The organism is Halopseudomonas oceani, assembly GCF_002903165.1.
GTDB lineage: Bacteria > Pseudomonadota > Gammaproteobacteria > Pseudomonadales > Pseudomonadaceae > Halopseudomonas > Halopseudomonas oceani.
Map to the genome: position 1 here is coordinate 115,343 of NZ_PPSK01000012.1, position 15,277 is coordinate 130,619.

The 15,277-nt window shown below is 62.0% G+C and carries 16 protein-coding genes; 10 read left to right on the forward strand and 6 right to left on the reverse strand.

The genetic code is table 11. The features are described from left to right. Positions 1–32: 32 nt before the first annotated feature. Together C1949_RS13150 and C1949_RS13155 are read left to right on the forward strand one after the other, a co-directional pair. Positions 33–1,436 (forward strand): aspartate ammonia-lyase, encoded by a 1,404-nt coding sequence (locus tag C1949_RS13150; protein ID WP_104738925.1) that lies wholly within the window; start codon positions 33–35, stop codon positions 1,434–1,436. Then, a complete protein-coding gene (locus C1949_RS13155) occupies positions 1,433–2,458 on the forward strand; it encodes an asparaginase (protein WP_104738926.1) in 1,026 nt (341 codons plus the stop codon). The genes C1949_RS13150 and C1949_RS13155 overlap by 4 nt, the downstream gene beginning before the upstream one ends. Here the strand turns inward: C1949_RS13155 and C1949_RS13160 are convergent. Further along, entirely contained in the window at positions 2,455–3,282 is an 828-nt protein-coding gene (locus C1949_RS13160; protein ID WP_104738927.1) for a helix-turn-helix transcriptional regulator, read from the reverse strand. The genes C1949_RS13155 and C1949_RS13160 overlap by 4 nt on opposite strands. 186 nt (positions 3,283–3,468) lie before the next feature. Between C1949_RS13160 and C1949_RS13165 the strand changes: the two genes are divergently transcribed. The 4 genes from C1949_RS13165 (at position 3,469) to C1949_RS13180 (ending at position 7,454) form a co-directional block, all read left to right on the forward strand. Then, entirely contained in the window at positions 3,469–5,055 is a 1,587-nt protein-coding gene (locus C1949_RS13165) for a peptide chain release factor 3 (RefSeq protein WP_104738928.1), read from the forward strand. 267 nt (positions 5,056–5,322) lie between these two features. Then, positions 5,323–6,123, forward strand: coding sequence for a TatD family hydrolase (locus tag C1949_RS13170; protein ID WP_104738929.1), 801 nt, complete (start codon positions 5,323–5,325; stop codon positions 6,121–6,123). A 31-nt stretch (positions 6,124–6,154) separates the two neighbouring features. Then, positions 6,155–6,625: a multidrug transporter gene (locus C1949_RS13175; protein ID WP_104738930.1), complete on the forward strand. Its 471-nt coding sequence runs from the start codon at positions 6,155–6,157 to the stop codon at positions 6,623–6,625. A gap of 10 nt (positions 6,626–6,635) precedes the next feature. Then, complete coding sequence (locus C1949_RS13180) at positions 6,636–7,454, forward strand: SDR family oxidoreductase (protein ID WP_104738931.1); 819 nt, start codon at positions 6,636–6,638, stop codon at positions 7,452–7,454. Here the strand turns inward: C1949_RS13180 and C1949_RS13185 are convergent, their stop codons facing one another. After that, complete coding sequence (locus C1949_RS13185; RefSeq protein WP_104738932.1) at positions 7,455–8,486, reverse strand: Leu/Phe/Val dehydrogenase; 1,032 nt, start codon at positions 8,484–8,486, stop codon at positions 7,455–7,457. Between the two features lie 110 nt (positions 8,487–8,596). Between C1949_RS13185 and C1949_RS13190 the strand changes: the two genes are divergently transcribed. Further along, positions 8,597–9,460, forward strand: coding sequence for a Tim44 domain-containing protein (locus C1949_RS13190; protein WP_104738933.1), 864 nt, complete (start codon positions 8,597–8,599; stop codon positions 9,458–9,460). Positions 9,461–9,632: 172 nt separating this feature from the next. Here the strand turns inward: C1949_RS13190 and C1949_RS13195 are convergent, their stop codons facing one another. Together C1949_RS13195 and C1949_RS13200 are read right to left on the reverse strand one after the other, a co-directional pair. Next, entirely contained in the window at positions 9,633–10,187 is a 555-nt protein-coding gene (locus C1949_RS13195) for a response regulator transcription factor (protein WP_104738934.1), read from the reverse strand. After that, complete coding sequence (locus tag C1949_RS13200) at positions 10,187–11,455, reverse strand: ATP-binding protein (RefSeq protein ID WP_104738935.1); 1,269 nt, start codon at positions 11,453–11,455, stop codon at positions 10,187–10,189. The genes C1949_RS13195 and C1949_RS13200 overlap by 1 nt, the downstream gene beginning before the upstream one ends. A gap of 151 nt (positions 11,456–11,606) precedes the next feature. Here C1949_RS13200 and C1949_RS13205 point away from each other — a divergent pair, with 151 nt between their 5' ends. Next, positions 11,607–12,308 (forward strand): SIMPL domain-containing protein, encoded by a 702-nt coding sequence (locus C1949_RS13205; protein WP_104738936.1) that lies wholly within the window; start codon positions 11,607–11,609, stop codon positions 12,306–12,308. Between the two features lie 74 nt (positions 12,309–12,382). Here C1949_RS13205 and C1949_RS13210 read toward each other — a convergent pair whose 3' ends face one another. Continuing rightward, on the reverse strand, positions 12,383–12,598 hold the full coding sequence (locus C1949_RS13210) for a hypothetical protein (protein ID WP_104738937.1): 216 nt from the start codon (positions 12,596–12,598) through the stop codon (positions 12,383–12,385). A gap of 62 nt (positions 12,599–12,660) precedes the next feature. Then, positions 12,661–13,344, reverse strand: coding sequence for an energy-coupling factor ABC transporter permease (locus C1949_RS13215; RefSeq protein WP_104738938.1), 684 nt, complete (start codon positions 13,342–13,344; stop codon positions 12,661–12,663). A gap of 147 nt (positions 13,345–13,491) precedes the next feature. On the opposite strand from C1949_RS13215, the gene C1949_RS13220 reads away from it, so the two are divergent. Together C1949_RS13220 and C1949_RS13225 are read left to right on the forward strand one after the other, a co-directional pair. Continuing rightward, positions 13,492–13,668, forward strand: a complete 177-nt coding sequence (locus C1949_RS13220; RefSeq protein WP_104738939.1) for a DUF3094 family protein — start codon at positions 13,492–13,494, stop codon at positions 13,666–13,668. Between the two features lie 104 nt (positions 13,669–13,772). After that, positions 13,773–15,098: an NAD(P)/FAD-dependent oxidoreductase gene (locus C1949_RS13225; protein WP_104738940.1), complete on the forward strand. Its 1,326-nt coding sequence runs from the start codon at positions 13,773–13,775 to the stop codon at positions 15,096–15,098. Positions 15,099–15,277 lie beyond the last annotated feature (179 nt).

Sequence of the window (15,277 nt, forward strand, 5' to 3'; positions counted from 1 at the left end):
CCCGGCGCTCCGTTTCCTCTGGAAGCACACCCATGAATACCCGTTCAGAACACGATCTGCTTGGTGATCTCGATGTACCCGAAGATGCCTGGTACGGCATCCAGACCCTGCGTGCGGCGGCCAACTTTGCCATTACCGGGGTGCCGATTTCCCACTTCCCGGAACTGATTCAGGCACTGGCGCAGGTAAAACAGGCCTCGGCGCTGACCAACCGCGACTTCGGCCTGCTCAGTCAGGAAAAGACCGACGCCATCGTCTCCGCCTGCGAAGACATCGCCAGCGGTCTGTATCACGATCAGTTTATCGTCGACGTCATTCAGGGCGGCGCCGGCACCTCGACCAACATGAACGCCAACGAGGTGATCGCCAACGTCGCACTGGCCAAGCTCGGGCACGGTCGTGGCGAGTACCGCTATCTGCATCCGAATGACGACGTCAACCGCTCGCAGTCGACCAACGACGCCTACCCGACCGCCGCGTGCCTCGGCATTCAGTTTGCCGCCGACAACTTTGTGCCCGCGCTGGCCTCGCTGAAGGCCGCACTGGAAGACAAGGGCCGCGAGTTCGCGCATATCCTGAAGATGGGCCGCACCCAGCTGCAGGACGCCGTTCCGATGACCCTCGGCCAGGAGTTCGACGCCTTTGCCGTCAAACTCGGCGAAGATATCGACCGCATCCGCGAAGCCTGCGCGCTGCTGTGTGAGGTCAACCTGGGCGGCACCGCCATTGGCACCGGCATCAACACCCCGGACGGCTACTCGGCCAAAGTGGTCGCACGGCTGGCCGAGGTGTCCGGCAAGCCGCTGGTCCCGGCCTGCAACCTGGTCGAGGCGACGTCCGACATGGGTGCCTTCGTGTTCTTCTCCGGTATCCTCAAGCGCCTGGCGATCAAGCTGAGCAAAATGAGCAACGACCTGCGCCTGCTCTCCAGCGGCCCGCGCACAGGGCTCGGTGAAATCCAGCTGCCGCCGATGCAGCCCGGCTCCTCGATCATGCCGGGCAAGGTCAACCCGGTGATTCCCGAGGCGATGAACCAGACTGCGTATCAGGTCATCGCTGCCGATCTGGCGGTGACCTTGGCCGCGGAGGCCGGGCAGCTGCAGCTTAACGCGATGGAGCCGATGATCATCTACAACCTGCTCAACTCGTTGAAGATGCTCAAGGAAGCCTGCCAGATGCTCGAACATCGCTGCATTCGTGGCATTATCGCCAACGAGCAGGCCTGCGCCGCCCACGTCGACAACAGCATCGGTATCATCACCGCGCTGGTACCGCACATCGGCTACAGCAACGCCTCGCGCATCGCCCACACCGCGCTGATGACCGGCAGCACGATCAAGGCCCTGATCATTGAGGAGAACCTGATGAGCGAATCGGAACTCAATTTGCTACTGAGCCCGCAGTCGATGCTGGCCCCGCAAAAGGCCGTCTCATGACCAGCGAGGTGCTGATCCTGCACACCGGCGGTACTATCGGCATGGTGCCCGGCCCACACGGGCTGGCACCGGCCCCCGGTTTGCGCCAGCGCATCGAACAGCAACTGGGCAGCAGCCTGCAACAGCTGCCCGCCTTTGACTTGCTGGAAATCGATCCGCTAATCGACAGCGCCGACCTCACGCCCGGTCACTGGCAACAACTGGCCGGTCTGCTGGCCGAGCATTGGGATCGTTACCGCGGCTTCATCATTCTGCACGGCACCGACACCATGGCCTATAGCGCCGCGGCGCTGTCGTTCATGCTCGGCGCCAGCGAACGCAACGTGCTGTTCACCGGCTCGCAGGTGCCGCTCGGGCTGCCGCGCAGCGACGCGGTAGCGCACCTGCAGGCGGCGCTGCAACTGGCAGCCGGGCCGCGCCTGCGCAATGTCGGCCTGGTGTTCAACAACCGACTGCTCAACGGCAGTCGCCTGCGCAAGGTCAGCAGCCAGCAGTTTCAGGCCTTCGACACCCCCAATGCGGCGCCGCTGGCCGAACTCAATATCCGCCCGCAGCTCCATGCCGAGCGACTTCTTGGCGAAGCCATCGCCAGCCGTCATCCGCGCGAAGCCGCCGCCCTCGACTTCCAGCCGGGCGCGGTTGCCATGCTCTGCCTGCATCCCTCGATGCCGGCAGTCCTGTACGACGCGATTCTGGCCGACAACGCCTGCAAAGCGGTGGTGCTGCAGAGCTTTGGTGCCGGCAACGTACCCAGTCGCGACCCGGCGTTCGCCGCCTTCATCAAACGCGCCAGCGCCCGCAACAAGGTGGTGGTCAACGTGACCCAGTGCCTGCAGGGCGGCATCAGCCCCGGCGCCTATGCCGCGAGCGCAGGTCTGGTGAATCAGGGTGTGCTGAGTGGCGGTGACATGACGCCGGAAGCGGCGTTCTGCAAACTGCACTGGCTGCTCGCGGGTGGCCGCGACGCGGCAGCCGTGATCCGCGACTGGTCACTCAACCTGAGCGACGAACGGTCGATCTAAAACCGCGCCCGGAAGTGCCACTCTCCCGGGCCGATGTCATTGCGGATCGCCGCCCGGATATCCGCATCCAGCGCCGGGTCATCACAGGCGTACAGCCCGCACAGCGCCAGTACCCGCTGGCGATCCACCTCCCGGCCGAGATACTCGTACAGCACCCGAGTACAGCACGGCACCCGCTCGCCGCTGCCGGACACACCGATACGCAGGCCCGTCAGCCGATCCACCCGGTTGCGGAACGAAGGATAGAGCACGGTCTGGGTCATCTCGAAGTTGGTGAGGGTTTCATAGTCGGCGAGAAAGATGCGGTCCGACAGAAACTGCACCATGCCGCGATACACGCCATGAAACGGCTTGCTGCCCGGCCGCTCGCGAATCCGCTCGGTGCGCTGGTAATAGGTCTTGCCGTCGTGCTCTTCCAGACACACCAGCGTGCGCAGGATGCTGCCGGGATAGGCCATCGACAGGTAGTACTCGAAGTAGTAGCCCAGATACTTGTCTAACCCGCTTTGGCCGACACTATTCAGCCGCTGCAAGTACTGCTGCTCCAGCGAGTCGGGCTGTAACGGCACCAACACCGTTCGCTCGCCCTGCTGCGGACGGACTTGGATCAACCGCCGAAACTGCCCGTGCGGCAGCAAGATCTCGTGTACTTCAACGCCGAAAAAATCGCACAGTCGCCGCATGGTGCTGTCGGACGGTCGATTGATGCCGTTCAAATAGCGATTGAACTGAGGGCGGTTGATACCAAGCCGTCGACACACCTCGGCGGTGGACTTGTAGTAGCTGCACAGCAGCCGCAGGTTGTCGCCAAAATCGTCGTGCATGGTCGCCCTCACTCGTGACCGCAATGGTAGTTCAAACTGCTGGCGGGCGACACCGGGCGCTGTACACGTTTTAGCCTTTGTCATCCCCCGCCCGATCAGCGACAATACGCAGCTATTTTTCAAGCCTCGTCCGGACCCGGGCTGCACAGCGCAGCGACCGCGTCCCGCCACTACTCAGTAGCCGACATGTCCAACGCCATCGAAAAAGAAGTCGCCAAACGGCGCACCTTCGCCATCATCTCCCACCCGGATGCGGGTAAGACCACCATCACCGAACGTCTGTTGCTGATGGGCCAGGCGATCAGCGTGGCCGGCACGGTCAAGTCGCGTAAATCCGACCGCCATGCCACCTCCGACTGGATGGCGATGGAAAAGGAGCGGGGCATTTCGGTGACCACCTCGGTGATGCAGTTCCCCTATCGCGACGCGATGGTCAACCTGCTCGACACCCCCGGCCACGAAGACTTCTCGGAAGACACCTACCGTACCCTGACCGCGGTCGACTCAGCGCTGATGGTGCTCGACGGCGGTAAGGGTGTCGAACCACGTACCATCGCGCTGATGGACGTCTGCCGCCTGCGCGACACGCCCATCGTCAGCTTCGTCAACAAACTCGACCGCGACATCCGCGACCCGATCGAACTGCTCGACGAAATCGAGGCGGTATTGAACATCAAAGCCGCACCGATCACCTGGCCGATTGGCTGCTACCGCGACTTCAAGGGCGTCTACCACCTGGCTGAAGACAAGATCATTGTCTACGTCCCGGGCCACGGCCACGAGCGCACCGAGCAACAAGTGATCGATGGCCTGGACTCGGACAAAGCTCGTGCCCATCTGGGCGATCTGTACGACAACTTTGTCGAAGAGCTGGAGCTGGTTCAGGGTGCCTGCCACGAGTTCGATCAGGACGCCTTTATCAAGGGCGAACTGACCCCGGTCTTCTTCGGTACCGCCCTGGGCAACTTCGGTGTGGATCAGGTGCTGGACGCCATTGTTGACTGGGCGCCGCGGCCACAGCCGCGTGCCAGCCACGAGCGCGAAGTACAGCCGACCGAAGCGCCGTTCACCGGTTTCGTGTTCAAGATTCAGGCGAACATGGATCCCAAGCACCGCGACCGTATCGCCTTCGTGCGCATCTGTTCCGGCCGCTACGAGAAAGGCATGAAGCTGCACCACGTGCGTACCGGCAAGGAAGTGCGCATTGCCGACGCGCTGACCTTCTTCGCCGCCGAGCGCGAGCATCTGGAAGAAGCCTGGGCCGGCGATATCATCGGTCTGCACAACCACGGCACCATCCAGATCGGCGACACCTTCACCGAAGGCGAGAAGATCGGTTTTACCGGCATTCCGCACTTCGCCCCGGAACTGTTCCGCCGCGTGCGCCTGAAAGACCCGCTGAAATCCAAGCAGCTGCGTCAGGGCCTGCAGGAACTGGCAGAGGAAGGCGCCACCCAGGTGTTCTTCCCCGAGCGCAACAACGACATCATCCTCGGCGCGGTGGGTGTGCTGCAGTTCGACGTCGTAGCCGAGCGCCTGAAGCAGGAGTACAAGGTCGAGTGCATGTACGAGCCGGTGAACGTCTGGTCCGCCCGCTGGGTCGAGTCTAGCGATAGCAAGAAGCTCGACGAGTTCAGCAAGAAGGCGACCGAGAACCTCGCGGTCGATGGCGGCGGCCACCTGACCTACCTGGCGCCGACCCGCGTCAACCTCAGCCTGACCGAAGAACGCTGGCCGGAAATCAACTTCCGCGCTACGCGAGAGCATCACTGAGCCGCTACGCGGCTCAGCTGCAAGCTACAAGCCTCAAGCTGCAAGTAACACCCGTGCGGTCACCAGCTGCGCGGGTGGTTTGAGGGCACTGCAACTGCAAACGACCGCGATAACCCCCACCGCAATCCCGCAGGGCCCACAGCCTATCCTCGCTTTTCGCTTTTCGCTTGTAGCTTGTAGCTTGTAGCTTGTAGCTTGTAGCTTGCAGCTGAGCCGCGCAGCGGCTTCCGGCTTGCAGCTCGCTACGCGTGAGCGTAGCGTTCCCCCATGCGCTATATCGACACCCACACCCATCTCGACTTCGCTGCCTTCGACTCCGATCGCAATCAGGTGCTGAGCGACTGCGCGCGTCTTGGCGTCGAGCGGCTAGTGGTGCTGGGTGTCACCCGTGCCAACTGGGACGGGGTCTGGCAGCTCTGTCAGCAGCACGACAACCTGTTCGCCGCCTTTGGCTTGCACCCGATGTTTATGAGCGAGCACCGTGCCGAGCACATCACAGCACTGCAGCAGGCTCTGGCCGACCGCCTGGACGATCCGTGCTGCTGCGCCGTTGGCGAATACGGGCTGGATTACTGGCACAAGGATGCAGACCGTACCGCCCAAAAGCACCTGTTCGAGGCCCAGTTGCAACTGGCGGTCGACTGCCGTCTGCCCAGCCTGCTGCATGTGCGCCGCGCCCACGCCGATGTGATCGCCATACTCAAGCGCTACCGTCCCGTGCGCGGCGGCATCATCCATGCTTTCAGCGGCAGCCCGGAGGAGGCCCGCGAGTACCACAAGCTGGGCTTCAAAGTCGGCCTTGGAGGCGCTGCCACCTGGCCGCAGGCAACCCGGCTGCGCCAGACCATTGCACAGCTGCCGGCCGATCAACTGGTGCTGGAAACCGACTCGCCCGACATGGCTCCCGCTTTCCATGCCCAGCAACGCAACAGCCCCGCCCTGCTCCCACAGATCGCCGCCGAACTGGCGACGCTACGCGCTGAACCGCTTGAACAATTCAGCGTGCGCTGCTGGCAGAACAGTTGCGAGCTGTTTCAGTGGTCGCCGCCGCCCCCTGCAGCTTGCTAGAGTTGTAGCTTGCTCCAAGGAGGACCGAATCATGCCTTATGGCATAGCCCTGTTTCTGATCTGGCTGGTACTGCTGCTGCGTTTTCCGCGGGTCATGCTGCCGGTAAGTGCGGTAGTCGCCGGCCTCGGCCTGTTGCTCGGTGCAATCATGGGTGTGCTGCAGTGGCAGCAAAGCCAGCGCATCGACCATCTCGCCTTCGATCTGAGCTACCAGCCCGCCGACTGTCCGTTCGGTCAGCCATTGGCCGTCCGCATCCACAACGGCGGTGAACTGACCGCGCGCAATATAAGCTGGCAGCTATGGGTCAACCAGCCCGGTTACAACTCCAATCTGGTCGACGTTGCCAGCAGCGATCAGCGCTTCACCCTAGGCCCCGATCTGCTGCCTGGCGCCGACACCCTGGTCTGTTACAGTCTTCCGCGGCTGCGCCGCGGCTATCGTGAGTCCGAACTGGAATACCGTGCCGATGCGGTACGGGCCGACTTCATCAAAGAACAATAAGGAGCGTTTCATGACCCAACCCGTCGCCCTGATCACCGGCTGTTCGTCCGGCATTGGCCAGGCTCTCGCTTTGGCCTGCCTGGACGCGGGCTATCAGGTGTTTGCCGCCGCGCGACGCATCGACACCCTGACCCCGCTCACCGACAAGGGCGCCATCGCCATCGATCTCGATGTGAATGACGCAGCTCAGCGTCAGCAGTGTGTCGAGCAGATTCGCGAGCAGGCCGGGCGTCTGGACCTGCTGGTCAACAATGCCGGGTACGGTGCCATGGGCCCGATCATGGATGCTGATCGCGACACCCTGCTGCGCCAGTTCGACACCAACGTCTTTGCCCCGCTGCAGCTGGTGCGCGACAGCGCCGAGCTGCTGCGCGCCGCCAAGGGTCTGATCGTCAATATCGGCAGTGTTTCCGGCGTTACCACCACGCCGTTCTCCGGAGTCTACTGCGCGTCCAAAGCAGCGCTGCATGCGATTTCCGATGCACTGCGCATGGAATTGCACCCATTCGGCATTCAGGTCATGACAGTCATGCCCGGCGCCATCGCCTCGGACTTCGGCAACAACGCCACCGCGGCGATTACCATGGCCGACAGTTCCTGGTTCAAACCTTGGGAAAAGGCCGTACAGGCACGTGCCAAGGCCTCGCAGAACGCCCGTTCGACCAGTGCGAAGGACTTTGCCCGCGAGCTGCTCGGCTACATCCGTAACCCGGTGCGTCCTGAGAACGTACTAATCGGCTCCGGCGCACGCAGCATGGTGCGCCTCAAGCGCTGGCTGCCCACCTCGATCCTCGACAAGCGAATGCGTCAGCGCTTCAAACTGGAGTGATCAGAACCTACCCTCGCTGTAAAGCAGCTGCTCCGCCTGCCGGTCAGCCACCACGGCAGGTGACTGGCCGTCGGCACGGCTCTGCTCAAAGATCGAGTCAAGCCGACTGCCGATGTTTTTGACCCGGCCTGCGATTTCACCGGCACCGACACCCTGGTGCGTCAGCGCTACATGCAGCAGGCCGCCAGCATTGATCACGTAGTCCGGCGCATAAAGAATGTCACGCATCATCAGTTGGTCCGCCATCTCGGCATCAACCAGTTGATTGTTCGCCGCGCCTGCGACCACGGCACAACGCAGCTGAGCAACACTGCGCTGATTGATTGAGCCACCCAAACCACAAGGGGCGAACACGTCACAGGGCGCCTCAAAAACCGCATCCAGGGCCAACGGTTGGGCACCCAGCTCCTCTTCTGCCAGCCGTACCTTGCCCTGATCCAGATCAGCCACCAGCAGTTCAGCCCCCTCGGCCTGCAGCAGTTGCGCCAGCGCATACCCCACATTACCGAGTCCCTGCAGGGTAACCCGCACTCCGCTCAGCGAATCCTGCCCAAGTCGGGCCCGCACCGCCGAGCGAATACCCGCTAGCACACCCAGCGCGGTATGCGGTGAGGGGTCGCCAGCATGGGACGTACTGGTCACGTGGGCAGTGTGCTGGGCGATGCAGTCCATGTCGGCGCTGCTGGTACCGCTGTCCATCGCGGTGATATAGCCACCGCGCAACGACTCGATACAGCGACCAAAGGCCTCGAACAGTGCCGCTCGATTGGCCACGTGGGGCTGCCGCAGAATCACCGCTTTGCCCCCACCCTGCGCCAGTCCAGCCAGAGCGGCCTTGTAACTCATGCCACGGGCCAGCCGCATGGCGTCGGCAATGGCATCCTCGACGCTGTTGTACGCCAGGTAACGGCAGCCACCGAGCGCCGGACCAAGCTGGGTGTTATGGATCGCAACAATGGCTTCCAGCCCGGTCGTCTCGTCGGAAAAGAAGTGCAAGCCCTCCATTCGCTCGGCACGCATCGCTGTAAACATGGTCACTCTCCCGCTTATTTCGGTTGTCTGAAACAACCATACACACTAAAGCCATTCCTTGCCTGCGCCTCTTTGGCAAACTTGGCGTCCCCTGTATTCGGAGGTTTTACATGCGCTGGTTGCTCCCCTTTTTTACCGTGATGCTGATGGTTGTCGTCAGCACACCTGATGCTGAAGCCCGTCGTCTGGGTGGTGGCAAGAGCTTCGGCAGCTCGCCAACCCATCAGAGTCAACCGGCGCAACGCCAGGCCACTCCACGCGATCAGCAGGCCGCGCCCGGCCGCCAGCAACAGACGGCTGGTGCCGCCACTTCCGGTGCCAGCCGCTGGCTTGGCCCCTTGGCCGGTATCGCTGCGGGCGGTCTGCTCGCGTCCATGCTGTTCGGTGATGGCTTCGAGGGCCTGCAGCTGTTCGACATCCTGCTGTTCGGCCTGATCGCCTTTGTCCTGTTCAAGCTGTTCAGCCGTCGCCCGCAGGCTGCCCAGCAGCGCCAACCGCAATGGCAACCGGCCGGTGGTGCCGCCATGCCACGCGAGCCGGTACAGAACTGGGAACCCGCACATGTCGCGCAACCTGCCGCGCCAGCACCTGCGCCGATTGACGCACCATCCTGGTTCGACGCCGAGGTATTCCTGCGCGGGGCCAAAGAGCACTTCTACACCCTGCAACGTCACTGGCGTGACGGTGACAGCGCCGGCATGGCGGAATACCTGAGCCCCGAGCTGTTGCAACAGCTGCTGGCCGCCCGCGAAGAGCAGCCACCGACTGCCAACGGCTTCGTGGACGAACTGACCGCCCGTCTGGACGGTGTCAGCCAGAGCAACGGACGCACCCTGGTGACCGTCAGCTTCAACGGTCTGGATCGTGATAGCGCCGACGACGCCGGCCAGTGGTTTGATGAGAGCTGGGCGCTGGAGCGCGCCGATGGCGACAATCAACCGTGGATTATCACGGGTATTCGGCAGAACGGCTGAGCGCGCCCCTGGCGCGCGCTTAGCCGCAAGCTACAAGCTACAAGAAAAAACCGCGCTGATGCTAATCGCGTGGTTTTTCTTGAGGCGGGCAATGGCGTCAAAGTCTTTTAGGAAACATTTGACGGCCTAGCAGGCGAACACATTATGAGCGGCTTGCAGCTGGCGCGACGCGCTAGCGTCGCACCGGCCGCTTCTGCAGTTTGCGCTGCAGGGTACGACGGTGCATACCTAGCGCCCGGGCGGTCGCGGAGATATTGCCGTCATGCTCGGCCAGTACGCGCTGGATATGTTCCCACTGCAACCGGTCAACCGACATCGGGTGTTCGGGCACCAGAGACTCGGGATCGGCCTGCTCCGACAACAGCGCGGTCAGCACGTCGTCGGCGTCAGCCGGCTTGCACAGGTAGTTGCAGGCACCGCGCTTGATCGCTTCCACAGCGGTGGCAATGCTTGAGTAGCCAGTCAGGATCACGATACGCAGATCCGGATACAGCTCCAGCAGTTTCGGCATCAACACCAGACCAGAGTCACCTTCCATCTTCAGGTCCAGCACCGCGTAATCGGGGCGGCGCTCACGGGCAATGCGCATGGCTTCCTCAGCCCCACCTGCGGTTTCAACCTGCAGACCACGGCGGCTCAACGCCCGCGCCATCACTCGGGTGAAGGTCGGGTCGTCATCAACCATCAACAACAACGGCAGGTCTTCCTGGTTCATTTCTTCAGTCATCAAAGCTCTCCTGTCACCACCGGCAACCGTACTTCGGTCAGGGTACCACCGCCATCCTGATTAAACAGCTTTACACTCCCGCCCAGCCGCGACACCGCCGCCTGACTGAGGAACAAGCCCAGCCCGAAACCTTTCTTGCCCTTGGTGGTAACAAAAGCGGTGCCCAGCTGTTCAGCAATGTGCAAAGGCACACCCGGGCCATGATCACGGATACGCAGGGTCAACTGACTACTATCCCAGTGCAGACTGATCTGAATATTGTCCGGGCAGGCATCAGCGGCATTGTTGAGCAAATTCAGAATGCCCTGCCCCAGCTCGGGCGTCGCGCGCAGCAGCGGCGCCTCACCCTCAGGCAGTGGTTGCAACTGCCACGAGGCCTCCGGCCGCATCAGTTGCCAACGCGCCAGGAGCGCCCGCAGCCAGTCGTCGCCAGGCTGCATTTTCTCCGGCTGACGGCGGCTGTCCTCGGCGCTGCGCACCATGTGTTGCAGGCTCTCCTTGCATAGTTTGACCTGCTCCTGCAGCACCGCGAGATCTTCCTGCAGCAGCGGATCTGAATAGTCCTTACTGATCTCCTTGAGCAACACACTCATGGTCGACAGCGGGGTCGACAATTCATGGGCAGCGCCCGCCGCCACGCTGGCAATCCCCAGCAACTGGGCATCACGCACGCTCTGCTCACGGCGCTCGGCCAGCCGGTCTGCGTGCAGCCGCAAGGCATCGGCCATACGCACGACGAACAGACTGATCAGCCCGGCACTCATGGCAAAGTTGAGCCACATGCCAATCACGTGCAAATTCACCAAGCCCCCACCTGCGGGTATTTCAAACGCATTCAGCGGCATATACCAGATCAGCAATGCGCTGTAGGCGGTGACGGCAACAATCGCCAGCACCGCAGTAAAAAACCAGGGCAAGGTGGCCGCAGCGATGGTCAGCGGCACCAGATAGTAGGACACGAAGGGGTTCGTCGGGCCGCCCGAGTAATACAGCAGTACGCTGTGAACAGCCATGTCGAACAGCAGCTGCAGCGCATATTCGATACTGGTTACCGGCCAATTGCTGCGCAATCGCAGCAACGTGAGGATACTCACCCCTGCCGACACACTCAGCGTAATCAGCAGAGGCGTCCAAGGCAGCGGGAACCAGCCACTCAGGTAGGCCGCCATCACCGAAACACTTTGGGCCAGCAGTACCAGCAGGCGGATCAGAACCAGACGCCAGAGGTTCTGACTGGAGGGGGACAGGGCCAGAGTATTGGGGCTCATGAGGGTTCGGTGCGGCACGCAAAAACTCCAGTATAAACAGCCCGCCCAGCGGGACCGAGGTGACACAGGGTCGCACAAACCCGTGCGCGGGAGAATCGGGAACCTGCCGCGGTTATTCAGGTCTGAACGTGCGATGACCAAGGAGAACATCATGCGTAAACTGTTTCTGCCAATGACAGGCCTTTTGCTAGCCGGTTCGCTGCTCGCCAGCGCAGCCCAGGCTGATGACATCCGCTACAACCAGATCTCGTTGCGTGCGCAGGTCGAGCAGGCGGTTAACCACGACACCATGCAGGTCACCTTCTTTACCGAAGCCCAGGACCGCGACCCGGCCAAACTGGCCGAAACCGTCACCCGCCGCCTTAACGCTGGCCTGGAGACCGCCCGCAAGGCCAGCGGTATCCGCGTCAGCAGTGGCAATCGCAGCAGCCACCCGGTCTACGACGAGAAAGGTGAAAACATCGTTGCCTGGCGTGAACGCGGCGAAATCAGCATCGAAGGTAGCGACTTTGCCGCCATCTCAGCGCTGACCGGCGAGATGCTCGGAGAGCTCAGCCTCAGCGGCATGCAGTTCAGCCTGTCCGCCGACAGCCGCCGCCAGACCGAAGACCAACTGATTGCCAAGGCAATCGAAGCGTTCAAGTCCCGTGCCGATATCGCGACTCGCAGCCTAGGCGGCAGCGACTACAAGATCGTCAATCTCAACCTCAACACCCAGTACATGCAGCCAATGCGCTACCGCGCCGAAAAGGTCATGATGGCCGCCGACATGGCCGGTGGAGCCCCGCAGGTCGAGGGTGGTCAGTCCGATGTTACGGTCAGTGCGGACGGCGTCATTGAGGTCCGCGACTAGCAGTCGAAGGGAAAGCGAACCGCATACCGCACCCCGCCTTCCACTGTCTGCCCGCACGCATTCGTGCGCTCCGCTCAGGGGCGCATGAAGGCGTATTCCTCATCGTCATCCAGGTTGTTGGCGAGGAAGTTAAGCTCACTGGCAATATCCTGCTGGGTGCGCCCCTTCTTGTAGACAGCAATCACTTCGCTCATCAGCGCCCGTGCCAGCGCCTGCTCGTCATAACCCGCGGCAGCAGCCTTCTCGATGGCTTCAGCCATCACCTGTTGTGCAATCTTGTAAGCAGACATGTGATCTCTCCTCTATGGACGTTCATTTGAACACCGGGAGCGCCACACGACATTGATCTGTCTCAGGATTTATCGTCGTCCAGTGGCGCTTGCAGGTAGCGATCTGTATTGAACGTCTCAACCCAGTCCGGGTGAAAGACAATTAGCGCGGCGATTGCCGTGCCATTTACAAACCCTTCGGGAAACATGACCAGCAACAGATAGCCCAACAGCTCCACCAGACTATCCGGTGGCTGCAACTGACCTGACCAGTGCAGCAAGCCCATCCCCGTCAGCACGGTGCCAACAGCGCTGAACCCGGCAGCAAAAAAGCCGCTAATAAAGATATAGAGGAACAGGTTACGCGGCTGACGCGCCTCCAGCGCGCGCGACATACCAATGGTGATCAGCACCGGCACCAGCAATCGTAGAATGCCGTTAGCGCCGAGCGCAGCAGCGTCATCCTGCCCCAGCACCACCAGCGCAAGCTGGGCCAACGCACCGGCAACCAGCGCCAGTGGCCAATCGAGAATCAGCGTAACTGCGGTGACACCAATGAAGTGGATGGTCAGTCCACTGTCGAACTCCCGCCGCACCAGCCAGAGCACACCCAGGGCAAAGGCGCTGCCGTAGAACAGGTGCTGGCGACGACTATCGGCAACCAGCTCAACCCAGCTGACCCGGGTCAGCGCCCAAAACGTGGCGCCGCCATAAACCAGCAGGCAAAGCAACGACTGCAGTGGTGTCAGTAGTGTGGCGGACAACATGGCGACCTCCTGATCCGATGGCAGCGATGATAGCAGGCAGACCCAAAGGAGTAATGCAATCGGCTGGGCAAGGGTCTAGAATGACCGCAAAGTCAGTCAAGCCTGCCCGCAGCAACGTACTGCACCGACCACAAGAAGGCCGCCCAGATGCCCAGTCGACTGTATCCCGAAGACCAGAAACGCGTTGAAGAGTATCTGTCCTCCCCGGTTCACCGGGTCGAGCGACGACCGTTTCGCGTCTGGATCCTGATCGCCATCGTCGTCGGGTCGGTTGTCGGTCTGGGCCTGCTGTCACGCCTGCTGGCCCAGTTCGCGGTTGCCTGATCACCCGGCAACCGATCACTGCCTGCCACTCCAGCCCTGACACCCGTCGTGCCTGAACCCGGCCGTTGACTGACGCCCGTTTCCATTATCCGTGAGAAACCAAGATGTCAGACTCCAACACGTCTTCTGCAACACCTCCCCGCATCGTCGTTGTCGGCGGTGGCGCTGGCGGCCTTGAGCTCGCCACCCGTCTGGGCCGCAAGCTCGGCCGCAAGGGCAAGGCCAGGATCACCCTGGTCGATGCCAACATGACGCATATCTGGAAGCCGCTGCTGCATGAAGTCGCCGCCGGCTCGCTCAACTCGACCGAAGATGAACTCAACTACGTTGCCCAGGGCAAGTGGAACCACTTCAGCTTTCAGCTGGGGGCCATGACCAGCCTGGATCGCGAGCGCAAGACTATCCAGCTGGCCTCCATCCACGACGAAAACGGTGACGAGCTGATCGCGCCGCGCGAGCTCGACTACGACTACCTGGTGATTGCGGTCGGCAGCACCACCAATGACTTCAACACCCCTGGCGCCGCTGAACATTGCCTGTTCCTCGATACCCGCGCCCAGGCAGAGCGCTTCCATCGCCGGCTGCTGAATCAGTACATGAAGGCGCAAGCCGGCGAAGCCGGCACGGCACGAGAGCCCATCAACGTGGCAATCATCGGTGCCGGCGCCACTGGCGTTGAACTATCGGCAGAGCTACACCACGCAGCCCAGATGCTGCGGGCCTATGGCTTCAACCGGATCAACCCGGAAGACCTCAACATCAACATCATCGAAGCCAGCCCGCGCCTGCTACCGGCACTGCCTGAACGCATTAGCGGCCCGGTGACCGAGATTCTCCGCGATCTTGGCGTCCACCTGCACACTGGCTCACCGGTCAAGGAAGTCCAGGCCGACAGACTTATCCTGGGCAATGGTGAGGAGATTCCCGCAAGCCTCAAGGTCTGGGCCGCGGGCATCCGTGCACCGGCGTTCCTAGCGACGCTGGGCATGCCGACCAATCGCATCAATCAGTTGGAGGTCGACCGTACCCTTAAGGTCAACGGTGAGGAACGCATCTATGCCTTCGGCGACTGCGCCGCCTGCCCGACCGATGAGCCGGGCAAGTTTGTGCCACCGCGTGCGCAGGCCGCCCACCAGCAAGCCAGCCTGCTCGCGAAGAATCTGTGTCGCCTGCTGGATGGCAAGCCGCAAAGCGAATACACCTACCGCGACTACGGCTCGCTGATCTCGCTGTCGAGCTTCAGTGCGGTCGGCAACCTGATGGGCAACCTGACCGGCAACGTGATGCTGGAAGGACGACTGGCGCGGATGTTCTACGTATCGCTCTACCGCATGCACCAGACGGCCCTGTACGGCGTTCCACGCACGTTGATGCTGATGTTGAGCGACCAGTTCGGCCGACCGACCGAACCGCGCTTGAAGCTGCACTGAGCGCGTCTCAGGCCGCCAACAAACCCCGCCGCGTGCGGGGTTTTGTTTTGGTTTGGTGCAACCTGTCGGCGGGCCAGCAGTTTCCTAGCGCCTGCTTGGCATGCCCTCGCTCTGCCGAGCGAATAACGATTGGCCAATTTCTATTATCGCGCTGTTGCCGAATCCGCCTTTCGCCCTAA